The sequence below is a fragment of the Allobosea sp. 05T439 genome, assembly GCF_056396005.1.
This window is the reverse complement of sequence record NZ_JBFTKP010000007.1, coordinates 173620-190857: the sequence shown is the minus strand read 5'-3', so window position 1 is coordinate 190857 and position 17238 is coordinate 173620. Positions and strand designations below refer to the sequence as shown.

Sequence of the window (17238 nt, the reverse complement as noted above, 5' to 3'; positions counted from 1 at the left end):
TGCCAGAATTTTGCCGGGTGGCCTGCCACCTGAAAAGATCGCGCTTGCCACGAACTCGCAGTGTCCCGAAACGCGCTGCCGGGATCGTTCAGACGGACAGCTTGCCCAACGCGCGGATCGTTTCCATGAGGCCCTTGTGCAGTTTCTTGTCGCGCCGGACGACGATCGCCAGCGTGCGCTTGAGGTTCGGGGTCAGGCTCCTCACCGCGACGCCGGATGGTGCTCGGTGGCCTGCGACGGCCATGCCTGGCAGGACGGCACAGCCCAGCCCTGCACCGACGAGTTCCTTGATGGCTTCGACGCTCCCCAGCGACATGATCGGCCTGAGCATCACCCCAGACTGAGAGAGCCACGCATCGGCAATGCTGCGCGTCCTCCCGCCGGGCTCGAACAGAATCACGGGCCGTCCGGCGAGCCAGGCCGGGTCGACCTTGGCGGGAAGCGGCATGTCCTGCGGCGCGATGAGCACGAACTCGTCGTCGAGCACCGGGGTCACGTCCAGCATGCGGCCCGCTGCAGGCAACGTCACCAGTGCGATATCGATCGCGTTCTCCTCGATGGCCTTGAGAAAATCGGTCGTGTTGCCGGTGGTGACCGTGATCTCGAGCGTCGGGAATTTCCGGCGGAGTTCCTTCAGCACCGGTGGCAGCAGATAGATGCAGGCCGTTGCGCCTGTTCCGAGCCTGACACGTCCCATCGCGCCCTTGCCATKCCGTGCCATGGCTTCGGTCGCGCTGCCGACCAGGCGGCCGATCTGGTGCGCATAGCCCAGGAGTTCATCACCTGCCGGGGTTGTCTGGCATTTGCGGCCGATCCGTTCGATCAGCGTCACTCCCAGACGCCGCTCCAGCTGGCGCAACTGCAAGCTGACCGCGGGCTGCGAGAGCCCTCGGCGTTCGGCCGCAGCGGTGAAGCTGCCCAGCTCCACGACGTCGACGAAGGCCTGTAACTGATCGAGACTGAGATTGGACACCCAAAGAATATCTCATGCTCCGTATAATGAGGCAAATCTTCCCTAATGACGGAGGGAGGCGTAGCCAGGGTGCCAGGATCCACCTTCGAAGAGCGAAACATGCCCAGCCTGGCGGAATGCCCATCACAGCCATCGGCCATCTCGTCGTCCAGGGTCGCAATCCGCGCGGCGCAAGAGCGCGACCTCGAGACCATCCAGGAGATTTATGCGCACCATGTTCTGCATGGGCTCGCCAGTTTCGAGACCGTTCCGCCTTCGCTCGACGAGTTGGCGGCCAGGCGCGCCGCTGTCCTCGATCTCGGCCTGCCCTTCCTGGTGGCGGAAATCGACGCGGCGGTCGTCGGCTACTGCTATGCGACGTGCTACCGGCCCCGGCCCGCCTATCGATATACGGTGGAGGATTCCGTCTATGTCGCGCCGGGAATGGCAGGGCGCGGCATCGGGAGCCGGCTCCTGGCCGCCCTCATCGACCACTGCGAGAGGGGCCCCTGGCGCCAGATGGTGGCCGTCATAGGCAATAGCGACAATCGTGGTTCGATCGCCTTGCACGGCAGGCTCGGCTTCGAACCGGTCGGCACGTTTCGGGCAATCGGCTTCAAGCTGGGAGGGTGGCTGGACACGGTGCTGATGCAAAGGGCGTTGGGCCAGGGAGCCCATACGCCACCAGATGACGGTTCGTATCCATCGGCCTCGGCATGATGCGCCCCTGGGCGGTCTTCAATCTCGGTCTCACGCAGCTCATCTCGTGGGGGGTGACGTATTACCTGATCGGCGCGTTCGGCAATCTGATCGTCGCGGATACGGGCTGGTCGCGAGAGGCGGTCTACGGAGGGTATTCGCTTGCCCTCCTGGTGATGGGGCTGAGCTCTGCGCCGATTGGCGCACTGATCGATCGAAGGGGAGGGCGCTCCGTCATGATCGGGGGAGCGTGGCTCAATGCGCTCGGCTGCCTCTTGCTCGCGCTGGGAGGCAATCTCGCGCTCTACTTCACGGCCTGGTTCATGCTCGGTCTGGGCATGCGCATGTCGCTCTACGACGCTGCCTTCGCCACCCTGGCGCGGTTGCTGGGTAGCGACGCGCGCCGCCCGATATCCCAGATCACGCTCCTGGGAGGCCTGGCCTCGACGGTCTTCTGGCCGATCGGCAGTGCTCTTGCGGAAACCCTGGGCTGGCGGGGAGCCGTGTTCGCCTATGCGGCGATTTCTCTGCTGGCGATCCCGCTGCTGATCACATTGCCCGTCCCCTCGCGGCCGATCAGGTCGTCCTCCCGGTCCAGTACCGGCCGCATCGAAACCCCGCGTCGGAAGATTTGGGCGGCAGGCCTGTTTGCCTTGATCGTGACGCTGGCGAACTTCCTGAATTCGGCGATGTCGGCGCACATGATTGCGATGATGGTCGGCCTCGGGTTGAGCGCGTCGACTGCAATCATGGCCGCGAGCTTCCGTGGGATCGGCCAGTCGGCGGCGCGCCTCTGCGAGGTCCTGTTCGGAGCCCGGGTCGATCCCATTGCTCTCAACCTCTTTGCCACCGTCGTCCTGCTCGTCAGTTTCGTCGCTGGCTTCCTGGCGGTGTCGACTTGGCAGGCTGCGCTTGTCTTCGCCTTCATGTATGGCGCCGGCAACGGCTTGCTGACGATCACGCGGGGAACCGTGCCGCTCATCCTGTTCGATCCGGCGAGCTATGGACGCTTCGTCGGGACACTCGTGGCCCCGAGCTTCCTGCTATCGGCCACGGCGCCGATCGCCTATGCGGCCACGATCACGCGCTACGGCGACGCGGGTGCGCTCCTGCTGTCGGCCGCGGTCGCAACCGTCGGGGCCTTCGCAGCGCTCGCCTTGTTCGTTCTCGGCCATGTGCGAGCACCCTGACCTGGGCGAAGCCGGGCCGCCGGCGTTTCGCTAAAGGACGTAATCCTTGTAACGCTCGATGTATTCGCGCGCGCTCCGGTTTAGTTCTCTGATGCGCATCTCGGCGTCGTCGGCGTCGCCTCGGATGATCGCTGCCAGTACGGCCCGATATTGAAGTATGCCCGCCTGGGCACGGCCGGGAAGGAGCGCCACCCGACGGATCGTGACACGGGTGCGGTCGTAGATGCGCTCKAGCAGATCGGTGAGGACCGGGTTGCGCGCGGCTTCGGTTATGCGGGTTCGAAACGTCTCGATTGCCTCGACATGGCGGTCGATATCGCCTGCCTTCAGGCTTTCCTCGAATGACGGGCCGAACAATTCGCTGATGTCGTCCCAATCGCCCCTTTTCGAGTTCAGGGTCGCCAGCCGAACGGCGAGGCCGTCGAGCGCTTCCCGTACCTCGTAGAGGCGATATGTGGTCTCCATATCAACCGCGGAGACGATTGCACCCTTGTTGGGTTCTCGTGTGATCAGGCTGCGGTCTTCCAGCGTCGCCAGCACCTCGCGCGCCTTAGCTCGCGGCAAATCATAGGCCTGGGCCAGATCCTCTTCCGGAATGCGGCTGCCAGGGCTGATCGCCCGCGAGGAAATTTTCCTGCGCATGTCGGCGATGGCGCCCACGACAGTCGCCGCCTTTCTCTTTTGCCTAGGCATTCTGCAACCTCACGGTGTCGGTTCCCTTCGATAGAGCGGCTGAACAGATAGATCAATCGTCTCGACAACAGATTGTACAATCGATTGCAAGATAGTTGACACACGAAAATGTACACGCTTAACTCCACTCATGGCGATTGCCGCCGGGGAGGGAGCCGCATGAGGCTGAATCAAGAATTGGCCGTTCCGGGCCCTGAGTGCGCATCGTTGCTCGACAGGCGGAATGCCGCCGTGGCGCGTGGCGTCGCGAATGGCCCGCCGGTCTTTGCTTCACACGCCTCCGGCGCGAAGCTGACGGATGTCGACGGCAATGCGTTCCTGGATTTCGCGGGCGGAATCGGCACGCTGAACGTGGGGCACGCGCACCCGGACGTAGTGCAGGCGGTGAAGGCCCAGGCCGACCAGTTCCTGCATACCTGCTTCAATATCGTTATGTATCCCGGCTATGTCGATCTGGCCGAGAAGCTCATCGAACTCGTTCCCGGTTCATGGCCGAAGAAGGTCATGCTCCAGACGACCGGCGCGGAGGCGGTCGAAAACGCCATCAAGGTGGCGCGCAGCGCGACGGGGCGCCAGGCTGTCATTGCTTTCGAAGGAGCCTTCCATGGCCGTACCTTCATGGCTCTGTCGCTCACCGCGAAGGCGCCGGCCTATAAGAGCGGGTTCGGGCCCCTGGCGTCGGAGATCTACCGCGCGCCGTTCCCGGTCCTCTATCGTTCCGGCCATGAAAGCGAAGAGGCTTGCAGCGCGGCCGCCTTCGCCGAGTTTGCTCGGCTGGTCGAAATGGAGGTCTCTCCCGACGCCGTCGCTGCAGTGATCATCGAGCCGCTTCAGGGCGAGGGCGGCTTTCATGCTGCGCCTGCGCCCTTCCTGAGGCAGCTCCGCGAATACTGCACGCGGCACGGTATCGTGCTCATTGCCGACGAGATCCAGTCCGGTTTCTGTCGGACGGGCGAGTGGTTCGCGACGCAGCATGCCGGCATCGAGGCCGACCTTTACACACTCGCCAAATCGATGGGCGGCGGGCTGCCGATCGCCGCGTTAGTCGGACGCGCCGAGCTGATGGATGCGCCCCGTGTCGGCGGTCTGGGCGGGACCTATGGAGGCAATCCTCTTTCCTGCGCCGCCGCCCTGGCCACGATCGCGGTGATGGAACGGGATGATTATCAGGAGAAGGCCCGCCGCATCGGTGCGGTCGTCGAGGATCGTTTCTCCGGCTGGGCGCAGCAATATGCGATCGTCGGCGATGCGCGTGGCCTCGGGGCGATGCGAGCCATCGAGATCGTCCGGGATCGCAAATCTCACGCGCCGGCCGGCGATCTGGCGGCTCAGATCGTCGAAGAGTGCTATCGCAATGGTCTGATCCTGGTGAAGGCTGGCTTCCACGGCAACGTCATTCGCTTCCTTGGGCCGCTCTCGCTGGAGGCGGAGGAGTTGGAGCGCGGCCTCGGCATTCTCGGCGATGCGGTCGCCGCCGCAGACCGGCGCGCCAGCCCGCTGGCAATGAGCGCCTGAGATCGACATGAACACGCTTCTCAAGCTCAAAAATGCGCGCAAGGTCGTGAAACTGCTCGGCAATGCCGGGTCGGACAGCCAGGTTCTGGTCCTTTACGACCTCTTCACCGATCATAATGTCGAGGCGCTGGCGATCGCCCTGTCCGAAGCCGGCGCGGGCGTGCACCTCATGCAGATCGAGGGCTCGTCGAGACATGGGCGGCAGCTCTCCGAGATCACCGCGCAAGCCATGAAGGCGTCGGATCTCGTCATCGGACTGACCCGCGCCAATATCGCACACACACAGGCGCGTCAGGAGGCCACGCGCGCCGGTGTGGGAGTCATCGTTCTGCCCGAGTCGCATCAAGGCGATTTCTTCCTGGCAGAGGGTTGGGAGGCGGATTTCGTGGCCTTGCGGCCGCAGATCGAATGTCTGGCCGATGCCTTCACCCAGGCCGGCACTGCCCGTGTCACCAGTCCCGACGGGACGAACGTGACCATGAGCATCGCCGGGCGACGTGGTCGCGCCCTTCATGGCTTCGCCAACACGGTCGACATCTCCGCAGGCTACTGTCTCGAGGCTAGCCTGGCGCCGGTGGAGGGAACGGCCGAGGGCGTCATTGTCGTCAACGCCAGCATTCCAGGCGTGAGCCTGATCCGTGACGAGCCCGTCCGCATCCACATGGAGAAGGGCATGGCGGTCGCGATCGAAGGCGGAGCCGAGGCCCGGATGTTCAGCGACCTCCTGAAGAGCTTCAACGATCCGCTGGTCTATAATCTCGGTGAACTCGGCGTCGGCATGAATCCGAACTGCGTTCTCGACGGCACCATGCTGTCCGATGAGAGCGTTTACGGCTCGATCCAGCTTGCCCTCGGCACCAGCGCCTATATCGGCGGCACAGTAAAGGCCGCTGCCCACTACGACACCATCCTCACCGACGCCACGCTCGAGCTGGATGGACGCGCCGTCCTTCGCGGCAGGGACCTGCTGCTGGAGTACGTATGATGGGCATCGAGGTTTCGCGCGACGGGACAGGCGTGGTGACGGTCCTGCTCAACCGTCCCGAGAAGCGCAACGCTTTCACCATGGAGATGTACCAGGCGTTCGGCGCAGCCTTCTCCCAGCTTGAGAGTGATGACGCGGTCCGCTGCGTCGTCGTCAGGGGCGCCGGCGGGCATTTTTGTGCCGGGAGTGACATTGGCGGCTTCGGGGATGATCGCGACGGGCGCCAGCAAGCCCGCGACTATGCCGACTTCACGCTTGCGATGACGGACCGGCTCAAGAACCTGCGTCACCCGACTGTCGCCTGCATCGAAGGCGCTTGTGTCGGGGGCGGCCTGGAGATCGCCTCGATGTGCGACATCCGGATCGCGGCGTGCTCGGCCCGGTTCGGAGTGCCGATCAACCGCATTGGCATCACGCTGGACTACCGCGAGCTTGAGGACATCGTCGCCGTCATCGGCCATTCCGCGGCGCTCGAAATCCTGCTGGAAGGTCGAATCTTCGGAGCCGAGGAGGCTCTGTCGAAAGGACTCGTGACCCGGCTTGCCGATGATGATGCCGTCGCCGCCGAGGCCTATGGCGCCGCAGAGCGGATCGCCGGCGCGGCGCCTCTGGTCAATCGCTGGCACAAGAAATTCATCCAGCGCCTGCGGCAGGGCGGGACGCTGACGCCGGAGGAAAGTGACGAAGCCTATGCCTGCTTCGACACCGAGGATTACCGGCTGGGCCGAGCGGCGTTCGGACAGAAGATCAAGCCGGCTTTTGTCGGGCGCTGACAAGAAGATGACAGGTAAAATTCCGATGAGCAGCCGTCCGTCGCCAATCTCCGGCATGAAGGTCCTCGATCTCTCCCAGATCATGGCGGGTCCTTACTGCACCATGGTCCTGGCCGATCTCGGTGCCGAGGTGATCAAGGTCGAGAAGCCCGTCACCGGCGACGATTCCCGTGAGATGGGCCCCTATGTGAACGGCGAGTCGACTTGCTTCGCGCAGATCAACCGGAACAAGGAGGGTATCTCCCTCAACCTGAAGGATCCGCAGGCGCGCGATATCCTTTACGACATGGTTCGCTGGGCCGATGTGGTGGTGGAGAACTACCGGGTCGGCGTGACGAAGTCCCTCGGGGTCGACTACGAGACGCTGAGCAAGATCAATCCGCGCCTGATTTACTGCTCGGTGTCCGGCTACGGCCAGACGGGGCCTTATTCCGGGAAGGGCGGCTTCGACCTGGTCGCCCAGGGCCTGACCGGCATCATGAGCATGACCGGCGAACCCGACGGCCGACCCCTCAAATCCGGTATCGCGATTTATGATGTTGGCGCGGGTCTCACGGCCGCCTATTCGATCATCGCGGCCCATGTCCATCAGCTTAAGACCGGCGAGGGCCAGCACATCGACATCTCCCTCGCCGAATGCGGTCTGCCCTGGTTCATCTGGGAGGCTGCCGCCTATTTCGCCGAGGGTACGGTGGCAAAGGCGACGGGCAGCCGCCACCGCGTTTCGGCGCCGTACCAGGCACTGCGCACCGGCGACGGCTTCATCATCATCGGAGCCGCGAACCAGCGGACGTGGGAGAAGCTCTGCCGGGATGTGATCGGCCGTCCGGAACTGATCACCGACCCGCGATTTGTGACCAATATGGACCGGCTCGAGAACATCAAGGCGCTCGAGCCCCTGCTCGAAGAGGCTTTCGCCTCCGCCGATGCTGCGACCTGGATCGCGCGCTGCGAGGCGGCCAGTGTCCCATGTGGTCCGATTAACGACTTCGGACAGGCGATGAATGACCCGCATTACATCGCTCGCGGCATGATCGAGGAGATCGACCATCCCAAGCTCGGTGCCATGCGGATGATCGGGATTCCGACCAAATTCTCGAAGACGCCAGGTGCAATCAGGAAGCCGGCCCCACTGCTCGGAGAGGATACCGACAGGGTCCTGCGTCGGTTCGGCATTTCGGATGACCAGATCGCGAGCCTACGAGGCCGCGGCGCCGTTCAATAGACCGTCACTCGGGGGCGGAAAGCCGCCCCCAACCGTCCAAGAATAACGGCAAAAGCCAACATAGGGGAACGATGATGAAACAGCCTTACAATCTGTCACGCCGCGCCTTTTTGGTCTCAGGGACCGCCGCAGCAGGCCTAGGGGCGCTTCCGGGCCAAAGCTTCGCGCAGGGGGAGCGGGTATTTCGGCTCGGCGCGCTCAACTCGATCACCGGCATCGGCGGCCCCTACGGCCCCTACATGTTGGAAGCGATCAAACTAGCGGTGGCCGAGGTCAACTCTGCGGGCGGTGCGGCGGGCCGCAAGTTCCAGCTCTTCGCCGAAGATGATCAGACGAAGCCCGAGGCGGCTGTCCTCGCGGTCAAGAAGCTCGTCGAGATCAACAAGGTCGAGGCGGTCGTAGGCATCTGGGCGTCCTCGGTCGGCCTGGCGACGATGCCGATCACCAACGACGCCAATCTGATCACGATGAACACCTGCGGCGCGCCGGAGATGCTCACCGAGAACAAGAAGGGCCTCGCCTGGATGTTCCAGGCTTCCAATGCGATCTTCGGGAATGCCTTTGCGGAGGTTGCGCGGCGCCGGGGCTTCAAGCGCCCCGCCGTCATGGCCTTCAACAACTCGACCTTTGTCGGGCAGGCGAACTATTTCAAGAGCGCCTGGGAGGCCAATGGCGGCAAGGTCAGCGCCTTTGTCGTCTACGAGCCCAACCAGAGCAGCTATCGCACCGAGCTTGCCCGTGTCCTCGCGTCGAAGCCGGATGTCATCTCGCTCAGCGCCTATCGTCCCGACGCCACCATCATCCTCAAGGAATGGTACCAGAGCGGCCAGGACTGCAAGTTCATCATGCCTGGCTGGACCGCCAACGAAGACCTCGTCAAGGCGCTCGGCAAGGAAGCGACGGAAGGGCTGATCTCGATCTCGAATGTCGCGGCCGAGCAGCATCCGGCGTTCAAGCGTTTCGCAGCCGAATTCAAGACGATCACCAAGCGCGAGCCCGATATTTTTGCCGCGCAGTGCTACGACATGGTGATCACGCTTGCCCTTGCCCTCGAAGCTGCGGGAGCCCAGGCGGACGTCGCCGCCATCAACGGTCAGATCCGCGCGGTCACCGGGACCGGAGGCACCAAGGCCAACTCCTTCGTCGAAGGCCGCGATATCCTGCGCAAGGGACAGAAGGTCGATTACGACGGGGCGTCCTCGCGTCTCGAGTTCGGCAAGCATGGCGAGACGGTGCCCGATTTCGGTGTGTTCGACATTCAGGACGGCAAGCTCGTCCTGAAAGAGACCATCCCCGGCCAGCTGCCGGCATAGGAAGGTCGCACCGATGGATTGGATCTCGATCGCTAACGCGGTCATCAACGGCGTCGTGATCGGGATGTTACTGGCCTTGCCCGCACTCGCGATCACGCTCGTGTTCGGCATTGCTCGCTTTCCCAATGCGGCCACCGGCGACTACATGACCCTGGGCGCCTACACGACCATTGCCTCCCAGATGTTTCTGGGAGGCTCGATCGTAACCGCCGTGCTCGGCGCGATGACGATGACCGCCGCTGTTTCGCTGTTGATGTATTTCTGGGTCTTCCGGGCACTGGCGGAACGCTCGCACGTCGCCCGGCTTATTGCTTCCATCGGCGTGGCCTTTGCCGTTCGCAGCACAATCACCTTCTTCGCGGGGCAGGACCAATATGTCGTGGACCTGCCACTGGTGCGGGCCTGGAATTTCGGCGGAATCCGCATCCTGCCGACGGATCTCTACATCGTCGGCGCTGCGATCATCGCGCTCCTGCTGGTTTTCTGCGTCATGTATCTGACCCCGACGGGACGTCGCATGAGGGCGATCGCGGACAGCTCGGAACTGGCCGCCGCGAGCGGCATTCGAGCGCGCAGGGTGATGATCTTCCTCTGGGCCGTGGCCGGAGCATTCTGCGGACTCGGTGGTGCGCTGCTGGGCATCAAGGCAGTGGTGCTGCCCGAACTCGGCTGGGAACTCCTGATGCCGATGTTTGCTGGCGTGATCCTCGGCGGGATCGGCAGCCCTGTKGGCGCGGTTCTGGGCATCGTGACGTTCAGCATCGCGCAGGAAGTCGCGAGCTTGTTCGTCGGCCCTGCCTACAAGGTCGTTCTCGCCTTCCTGATCCTTCTTTGCGTGCTGCTCCTGCGACCGCAGGGAATGTTCGGCCGTCCGATTGCAGCGAGGTGATGCCATGGAAGGCTATTTGATCGCGATCTCGATCAGCGTGCTGATCTATCTCCTGATGGCGAGCGGGCTGGCGCTGCAATACGGCTTCACCGGCCTGGTGAATTTCGGCCATGTCGGGTTCTTCGCCATCGGCTCCTACACCTCGGCCCTGCTAGCATTGAAAGGGGTGCCGATCCCCGTCTCGCTGGCTGCAGCGACGGCGCTCGCCGCCCTCGCGGCCTACCCGTTGGGGATGATCTCGCTGCGGCTGGGCGGCGACTATCTCGCCATCGTCACGCTCGGCTTCTCCGAAGCTGTCCGCATGACACTGCAGACAGAGGAATGGCTGACGCGCGGCATGCATGGGCTGCCGGGCATCCCMAGGCTCTTTGCCGGTTGGGTCGATCCGAAAATGACCGATTTCTACATCTTTCTCTTGCTGCTTGCGGTCTGTGCCGTGGTCTTCCTGCTGATCCATCATATCATCAGGAGCCCGTTCGGCCGGGTGATCGAAGCCATCCGCGACAACGAGGTAGCGGTCAGGGCGCTGGGCAAGAATCCGGCCCAGTTCAAGACGCGATCCCTGATGATCGGGGCCGGAATCGCGGGCCTCGCGGGCGGACTCCAGGCCCATTACCTGACCTTCATCAGCCCCGAGCAATACGTCCCGCTCATCACCTTCTACATCTGGATCGCCCTTGTCCTGGGCGGTGTCGGATCATTGCGCGGCGTGGTCATCGGAACCGTATTGCTCGTCGGGTTCCTCGAAGGCTCGCGTTTCCTGCGCGATGTCTTCACCGGCGTCTCCGAGGTCCAACTGGCGAGCGTCCGGATCTGGATCATCGGCATGGCTCTGATCTGCGTCGTGCTCTACCGCCCGCAAGGCCTGTTCGGAAAATCGTCGCGGAGGAGCAACTGATGGCGCTCCTTTCGATAACCGATATCACGGCTCGCTTCGGCGGCTTTCGTGCCCTCGACTATGTTTCGCTCGAAGTCGGCGAAGGCGAACTGGTCGGGTTGATCGGAACGAATGGTGCGGGAAAGAGCACGCTGTTCTCGGTCGCCACCGGCTATATTCCGGCGGGGTCCGGCAGTGTGGTCTTCCAGGGCGAAGACATCACCGAAGTGCCGGTCCATCAGCGGGTCCGGCGCGGTCTCGCCCGCACATTCCAGGTCCCGCGTGAATTCAGCCACATGACGGTGTTCGACAACCTGATGGTGGCAGCGCGGGATCAGCGTGGCGAGAAGCTCGCCGCCCTGGTTTTCGCGCGCGGCGCGATCCGGCAGGAGGAAGAGCGACTGGCCGAGCGCGTGCGGGAAGTGATGGCCTTCCTCAACCTCGCGCGCGTCTCGGACGAACTGGCGGGCAAGCTCTCGGGCGGCCAGAAGAAGCTGCTCGAGATCGGCCGGCTGCTGATGCTCGAACCCAAATGCATCCTGCTCGACGAGCCTTTCGCCGGGGTGAATCCGGTTCTGATCGAGCAGCTCTGCGACCGGATCGTCGAGTTGAACCGGCGCGGCATCGCCGTGCTGATCATCGAGCACAATCTCGCCGAGCTCGCGCGCGTCGTGCCCCGACTCTACGCGATGGATCGCGGCAAGGTCATCGCCAGTGGCACGCCTGACGCGGTTCTCGCCGATCCGGGCGTCCGCGAAGCCTATATGGGGGGTGTGATATGAGCCTTCTGCAAATCGCCAACCTGTCCGGCGGTTACGGCGATGTCGACATCATCACCGGTATCGACATGCATGTCGGCGCCAGGGAAATCGTCACGATCGCGGGCACCAACGGCGCCGGCAAGTCGACCCTCATCAAGGCGGCGATGGGCATCCTGCCCCGTATCGCCGGCACCATGGTGTTCGACGGCATCGATCTGATGAAGCTGCAAATCGAGGACCGCGTCCGCATCGGCATTTCCTACGTGCCGCAAGTCCGAAACGTCTTTGGCACCCTGACCGTGCTGGAGAACCTGCAGGTCGTGGAACATGCGCCTGGCAAAAGCGCACGAATCCGCGACATGTTCGATCTCTTCCCCGCTCTGGCGGGGCGGCGCGGCACCTATGCGGAAAACCTCTCCGGCGGCGAGCGTCAGCAACTCGCCTTTGCGCGGGCCTTGATGTCCTCGCCCCGCCTGATCCTGCTTGACGAGCCGTCCGCGGCGCTGTCGCCGGCGCTGACCGACCAGGTCTTCGAGGAGGTCAAGCGGCTGCCGCAGGCCGATGTTGCGGTGCTGATGGTCGAGCAACGGGCACGTCAGGCGCTCGCCTTCAGCGACCGCGGATACATCCTCGATGCGGGGCGCATCGTCTTGTCTGACACAGGCGCAAGCCTGCTAGCCAACGAGGAAATGGGCGACGTCTATATCGGACGCGGCCAATCCCAGGCGGCAATGCCCCACGCACCTTCCACGCACGTCTAGAAACGGGACAGGCACAATGGACATTTCTTCCGTCGACCGGCCGGTGACGGCCAAACGGCCGGCTGCCTCGCGCACGGCCATGCTCACCGCGACCGAGGGCTTGCGAGCGCTCGATCAGGGGACTCTGACCTGCGAAGCCTGGGCACGCGCCTGCCTGGAGCGCATCGAGGAGCGCAATGGCGGCGTCAAGGCGTGGGTCCATGTGAACGCCGACGCCGCCCTCGCTCACGCGCGGGCTCTCGACCGGAACGGCCGTAGCCGCCTGTTCGACGGCGTCCCGCTCGGTCTCAAGGATACGATCGACACCGCCGACATGCCGACTGAGCTGGGCGATCCCGAGATATTTCCTCGCCGCCAGCCGCAGTCCGACGCGCCGGTGGTTTCGATGGCGCGCAATTTCGGCTTCACCATCCTTGGGAAGAACACGGTCTCGCGGCACGCCATCATGCTGCCGGGACCCGCACGCAATCCTCACGATCTGACGCGCACGCCGGCGGCCTCCTCGGCCGGCTCCGGCGCCGCCGTCGCCGATTTCATGACGCCGATCTCCATCGGCACACAGACGGCCGGCTCGATCCTGAGGCCATCCGCCTTCTGCGGAGCGGTAGGCTTCAAGCCAACGCTGGACGCCATTCCCTATGTCGGCATCAGGACCTATTCGCGCCCGCTCGACGTCATCGGGCCGATCTGTCGCTCGGTGGAAGACGCGACGCTCTTCATGCGCGGCTTCACCCGCGATCCGCGCTTCGATGCAACGACATCCGTGCGTACCGACATGCGCGTCGGCGTGTGGAGGACGAAGGATTTCGATAAGGCCGATCCCGCTGCGCTGGCCATCTTCGAGGACAATCTGCGCAAACTGGAAGCGGCAGGTGCGACCGTCCAGTCGCTGGTCATGCCCGCGATCTTCGAGACGATCGGGGAAGCGCAGGATGTGATCATGGCCTATGATCTGGCGCGCGAGTATGCCGACATCAAGCGCAACCATGCGGACAAGTGCGATCGCGAACTGATCGAATACCTCGAACTCGGCGAGAGCTACTCCGCCGACGATTATGCGCGTGCGCTCGACGCCGCGGACGCGTGCCGCAGGGCCTTCCACGATCTCGCGCGCGATGTCGACGTGCTCGTCATGCCGTCGACCTTGGGCGAGGCGCCGGAGGCGACGAGCACCGGCAGCTCCGCCTTCATCCGCATCTGGTCCCTGCTGCACAACCCTTCGATCACCTTGCCGGTGTCTCGCGGACCAGCAGGCTTGCCGCTCGGTTTCCAGGTGGTCGGCTGCGTCAAGGAAGATGCGCGCCTGCTCTACTGGTCTCGCTGCATCGAAACCATCCTGGGAAGCTCGGCCCATATCGCCTGATTGGCCCGAGCCGCGACGCCTGGCTGGAACTCTCATGGGATCCAGTGCACAAGCGATGGATGACGACGAGCTTTAGACCGGAGCAACGGGAGAGCGGCAGGGATGCGATCGTACGCACCGCAACCCTGCTGTTCGGTGAGCGCGGTTATCAGGGGGTGAGCATGCGCCTCCTGGCGGAGCAGCTCGGCATCACCGCCCCCAGCCTCTATCACCATTTCTCCTCAAAGGAGGCGCTGCTCTTCGCCGTCCTCGAGGACAATCAACGGGATTTCCTCGCAACGACCGAGGAAGCCGTCGCGAAGGCAGCTCCCGACCCAAGGCGCCAACTCGCGGCGCTGGTGGCCTCGCATGTTCGCTATCAGATCGAGAAGGTCGAATATGCCCGGGTCTATGACCGGACGTTCCTGGGAATGGGTCCGCTGGTCGAATTTCTCTCCGACGAGCAACGCGGCGTCATGCGTGTCTTGCAGCGCCGGCACACCGAGAATCTGCGCCGTGTGATCCAGGGCGGGGTCACGGAGGGTGTGTTTACGGTCAAGGACGTATCACTTGCCGCCTTCGCAATCATCTCGATGTGTGACGGCGTCATCACCTGGTATCGCAGCAACGGCAGGCTTACCGTGAAAGAAGCGGCCGGGCTCTATGCCACCATGGCGCTTGACCTCGTCGGCGTCAGACCAGATGCCGGGAGCTCCGCGCTGGATGGTCAATTGCCATCTCCGCGATGAAGCGTCGGTGGTTGGAGACATATTCCGCCGCGGTCTCCGCGATGTCGTGGATCTCCTGATCCGTCAACGACCGCACCGCCTTGGCAGGGGCCCCCACGATCAGCGAGTTCGGTTCGAAGCGCTTGCCCTGGGTGATGAGAGCGTTTGCGCCGACGATGCAGTTTTCTCCGATGACGGCGCCGTTCAGAATGGTCGAGCCCATGCCGACGAGCACCCGGTCGGCAAGCGTGCAGCCGTGCAGAACGGCGCGGTGCCCGACAGTGCACGAGGCGCCGACCGCCAAAGGATATCCTGCGTCCACGTGGAGCACGGCGCCGTCCTGAATGTTTGATCCGGCACCGATCGATATGCGGTCATTGTCGCCCCGGATGACGGCGGCGAACCAAACGCTGGTGTCGTCATCGAAGATGACGTCGCCGATGATCGAGGCATCGGGGGCGAACCAATAGCGGCCCGAGCGCGGAAGGGTCGGGCGCAGATCGCCCAGGTTCATGATTGGCATGGATCTTCTGTGGAGACCGAGGGATTTTGAGGCTTCTCACGGGGCAGGGCGCGGGCATCCGCCTCCCTTGCGCGAGTCTAGAAGCCGACCGAGAGACCCAGCCGCTTCGCTGCGTTCATGACGTGCCGCCGGGCGGCGCTGCGTGCCGCCTCCACACGTTGCTCGACAATATTGTCATAGATTTCCTTATGTTCCATGAGAACTGCCTCCGGCCGGCCGACATAGGAGGAAGAATTCAGACGGGCGATGCGGACAGAGTTCTTGAGCTGCGCTCCAAGAAGATCAACCAGCTCGAGAATGAACGCATTTCCGGTCGCCTTGGCGATCGTGCTGTGGAAAGCGAAGTCCGCGTCAATGCCGTCATCCCCATCGCGGATATTCGCATCAATGGCGTGGAGACACTGAGAGAGCGCGCGCAAGTCGCTGTCCGAACGCCTTAGCGCGGCATAGCCCGCCGCATCACCCTCGAGAGTCAGGCGCAATTCGAAGACCTGCGACAGCTGCTCGCGATTATTCTCGATCTCTCGTGGATCGAGCCGGAACGATCCCGCGGCGCGCATGCTCGTCACGAAGGCGCCGCTGCCCTGGCGCGCGTCGACCAGCCCCTCCTGCTTGAGCCTCGAGATGGCTTCCCTGATGACGGCTCGGCTGACACCCATGCTCCGTGAGAGTGCGAACTCGGTCGGCAATTTCTGGCCGATCTCGAGTTCGCCCCCGCTGATGCGTGCCGCGAGATCGCCGGCGATCTGCTCGGCAAGGTTCGGCCGTCGCAAGGGACGAGGCTCTTCGGCAGGCGTGGATCCGGCGCTCTTGGCTTTCATTTCACCCAATCCCTATCAAAGGAATATTTGTCGGGCAACTTTGATCGTCGCTGGAATGCGGCGCTTGTTCATGCTGCAGGAACACATTCTCGGGGCAGGCCTCTGCTCGATTCCAGGCGGAGCGTGTCATCTTCCCGCGAAACCTATGAAAGGCTCGCGCGCCCAGCTGTGTAACTCGATTCAGGGACATTCTTCGCGCTGCTTGGTTTTCGCGATCCGCAAAGTCGGGCGGAACGCGACCGCGCTTGACGGCCATCTTCTAGTATGTCTTTTTGTCCGACAACCAAACGCTTGTTAAGTTCAAGACAAGAACAAAGAATGCAGCATCCGGGGAGGCTGACGTGAACGCAATCAAACTGCCATACGAGTCGAACGGCGGATGCATAGCCCAGCGGAGGTGCCCTGGAGCCGCGGGCATTGGTTCCGGGCTTGGTATGAGCGTCTTGTCCGCCTGAGCCCGCGAGACGCTGCCTATGTCGACATTGTCGCTGATGAGTCTGGGCTCCGACGGTTGGGGCGTGGCGATGCTGGTCGCTGCCGGCGTGACCTTATCAGTCGCCGCCTGCGGCTTCCTCCTCGGTTCTGTGATCGGTGGCCTTGTTGCCTGGGTGAAGCTGTCAGGCGGTGCGGTCGCTCGCGCTGCGGCCGATGCCTACACCACGATTCTTCGCGGCATTCCGGACCTTCTCATCATCTACCTCTTCTATTTCGGGGGGAGCGCGCTGCTCAGCAGCATCGCGGGACTTTTCGGTCCCGGGGGCTTCGTCGGTGTGTCGGGGTTCGCCGCGGGTGCCGCTGCGATCGGCATTATCTCCGGCGCCTATCAGTCAGAGGTCTTTCGAGGCGCGTACACGGCGCTGAACTGGGGTGAGATCGAGGCGGCGAAATCCGTGGGCATGCACCGCACGCTGATGTTCCGCCGCATCATCGCGCCACAGGTGCTGCGATATGCCATCCCGGGCCTGGGCAATGTCTGGCAACTGGCCTTGAAGGAGTCCGCCCTCGTCTCGGTCACGGGGCTGGTCGAGCTGCTCCGCCAGTCGGCCATTGGCGCCGGCTCCACGCGTGAGCCGTTCAGCTTCTATCTCGCTGCCGCTGTGCTCTACCTGGCAATCACCACGGTTTCCTCATGGGGATTCCGGCGCGCCGAGAGCTACGCGATGCGCGGCGTCCGGAGAGCCTGAATGCAGC

At 63.5% G+C, this 17238-nt stretch carries 18 protein-coding genes; 14 read left to right on the top strand and 4 right to left on the bottom strand.

What is annotated here, in order from left to right; all coding sequences use genetic code 11:
• Positions 1-88: 88 nt before the first annotated feature.
• Positions 89-973, bottom strand: coding sequence for a LysR family transcriptional regulator (locus AC1DIO_RS10675; RefSeq protein WP_476853389.1), 885 nt, complete (start codon positions 971-973; stop codon positions 89-91).
• A gap of 99 nt (positions 974-1072) precedes the next feature.
• Between AC1DIO_RS10675 and AC1DIO_RS10670 the strand changes: the two genes are divergently transcribed.
• Together AC1DIO_RS10670 and AC1DIO_RS10665 are read left to right on the top strand one after the other, a co-directional pair.
• Positions 1073-1672: a GNAT family N-acetyltransferase gene (locus AC1DIO_RS10670; RefSeq protein ID WP_441505757.1), complete on the top strand. Its 600-nt coding sequence runs from the start codon at positions 1073-1075 to the stop codon at positions 1670-1672.
• Positions 1669-2841 (top strand): MFS transporter, encoded by a 1173-nt coding sequence (locus tag AC1DIO_RS10665; protein WP_441505756.1) that lies wholly within the window; start codon positions 1669-1671, stop codon positions 2839-2841. The genes AC1DIO_RS10670 and AC1DIO_RS10665 overlap by 4 nt, the downstream gene beginning before the upstream one ends.
• Before the next feature lie 30 nt (positions 2842-2871).
• On the opposite strand, the gene AC1DIO_RS10660 is transcribed toward AC1DIO_RS10665, so the two are convergent.
• On the bottom strand, positions 2872-3501 hold the full coding sequence (locus tag AC1DIO_RS10660) for a GntR family transcriptional regulator (protein WP_441505755.1): 630 nt from the start codon (positions 3499-3501) through the stop codon (positions 2872-2874).
• Positions 3502-3693: 192 nt separating this feature from the next.
• Between AC1DIO_RS10660 and gabT the strand changes: the two genes are divergently transcribed.
• The 11 genes from gabT to AC1DIO_RS10605 all read left to right on the top strand — a co-directional run bounded on the left by gabT (position 3694) and on the right by AC1DIO_RS10605 (position 14724).
• Positions 3694-5049: a 4-aminobutyrate--2-oxoglutarate transaminase gene (gabT, locus tag AC1DIO_RS10655; RefSeq protein ID WP_441505754.1), complete on the top strand. Its 1356-nt coding sequence runs from the start codon at positions 3694-3696 to the stop codon at positions 5047-5049.
• A 7-nt stretch (positions 5050-5056) separates the two neighbouring features.
• The gene (locus AC1DIO_RS10650; protein WP_441505753.1) at positions 5057-6034 is read left to right on the top strand and encodes an aminopeptidase; all 978 of its coding nucleotides are present in this window, start codon (positions 5057-5059) and stop codon (positions 6032-6034) included.
• The gene (locus AC1DIO_RS10645) at positions 6034-6807 is read left to right on the top strand and encodes an enoyl-CoA hydratase/isomerase family protein (RefSeq protein ID WP_441505752.1); all 774 of its coding nucleotides are present in this window, start codon (positions 6034-6036) and stop codon (positions 6805-6807) included. The genes AC1DIO_RS10650 and AC1DIO_RS10645 overlap by 1 nt, the downstream gene beginning before the upstream one ends.
• A gap of 25 nt (positions 6808-6832) precedes the next feature.
• Positions 6833-8032 carry a CaiB/BaiF CoA transferase family protein gene (locus AC1DIO_RS10640; protein ID WP_441505751.1) on the top strand — a complete coding sequence of 400 codons (1200 nt, stop codon included), beginning with the start codon at positions 6833-6835 and terminating at the stop codon, positions 8030-8032.
• 74 nt (positions 8033-8106) lie between these two features.
• Positions 8107-9345: an ABC transporter substrate-binding protein gene (locus AC1DIO_RS10635; protein WP_441505750.1), complete on the top strand. Its 1239-nt coding sequence runs from the start codon at positions 8107-8109 to the stop codon at positions 9343-9345.
• Positions 9346-9358: 13 nt separating this feature from the next.
• Complete coding sequence (locus AC1DIO_RS10630) at positions 9359-10234, top strand: branched-chain amino acid ABC transporter permease (RefSeq protein WP_441505749.1); 876 nt, start codon at positions 9359-9361, stop codon at positions 10232-10234.
• A gap of 4 nt (positions 10235-10238) precedes the next feature.
• Complete coding sequence (locus AC1DIO_RS10625; RefSeq protein WP_441505748.1) at positions 10239-11132, top strand: branched-chain amino acid ABC transporter permease; 894 nt, start codon at positions 10239-10241, stop codon at positions 11130-11132.
• Positions 11132-11893 (top strand): ABC transporter ATP-binding protein, encoded by a 762-nt coding sequence (locus tag AC1DIO_RS10620; protein ID WP_441505747.1) that lies wholly within the window; start codon positions 11132-11134, stop codon positions 11891-11893. Before AC1DIO_RS10625 ends, AC1DIO_RS10620 begins: the two co-directional genes overlap by 1 nt.
• Entirely contained in the window at positions 11890-12633 is a 744-nt protein-coding gene (locus AC1DIO_RS10615) for an ABC transporter ATP-binding protein (RefSeq protein ID WP_441505746.1), read from the top strand. The genes AC1DIO_RS10620 and AC1DIO_RS10615 overlap by 4 nt, the downstream gene beginning before the upstream one ends.
• Positions 12634-12649: 16 nt before the next feature.
• Positions 12650-13996: an amidase gene (locus AC1DIO_RS10610; RefSeq protein ID WP_441505745.1), complete on the top strand. Its 1347-nt coding sequence runs from the start codon at positions 12650-12652 to the stop codon at positions 13994-13996.
• A 59-nt stretch (positions 13997-14055) separates the two neighbouring features.
• Positions 14056-14724, top strand: a complete 669-nt coding sequence (locus tag AC1DIO_RS10605) for a TetR/AcrR family transcriptional regulator (RefSeq protein ID WP_441505744.1) — start codon at positions 14056-14058, stop codon at positions 14722-14724.
• Here the strand turns inward: AC1DIO_RS10605 and AC1DIO_RS10600 are convergent.
• Positions 14669-15226, bottom strand: a complete 558-nt coding sequence (locus AC1DIO_RS10600) for a gamma carbonic anhydrase family protein (RefSeq protein ID WP_441505743.1) — start codon at positions 15224-15226, stop codon at positions 14669-14671. The genes AC1DIO_RS10605 and AC1DIO_RS10600 overlap by 56 nt on opposite strands.
• 77 nt (positions 15227-15303) lie before the next feature.
• The gene (locus AC1DIO_RS10595) at positions 15304-16047 is read right to left on the bottom strand and encodes a FadR/GntR family transcriptional regulator (protein WP_441505742.1); all 744 of its coding nucleotides are present in this window, start codon (positions 16045-16047) and stop codon (positions 15304-15306) included.
• A gap of 473 nt (positions 16048-16520) precedes the next feature.
• Here AC1DIO_RS10595 and AC1DIO_RS10590 point away from each other — a divergent pair, with 473 nt between their 5' ends.
• Entirely contained in the window at positions 16521-17231 is a 711-nt protein-coding gene (locus AC1DIO_RS10590; RefSeq protein ID WP_441505741.1) for an ABC transporter permease, read from the top strand.
• Positions 17232-17238 lie beyond the last annotated feature (7 nt).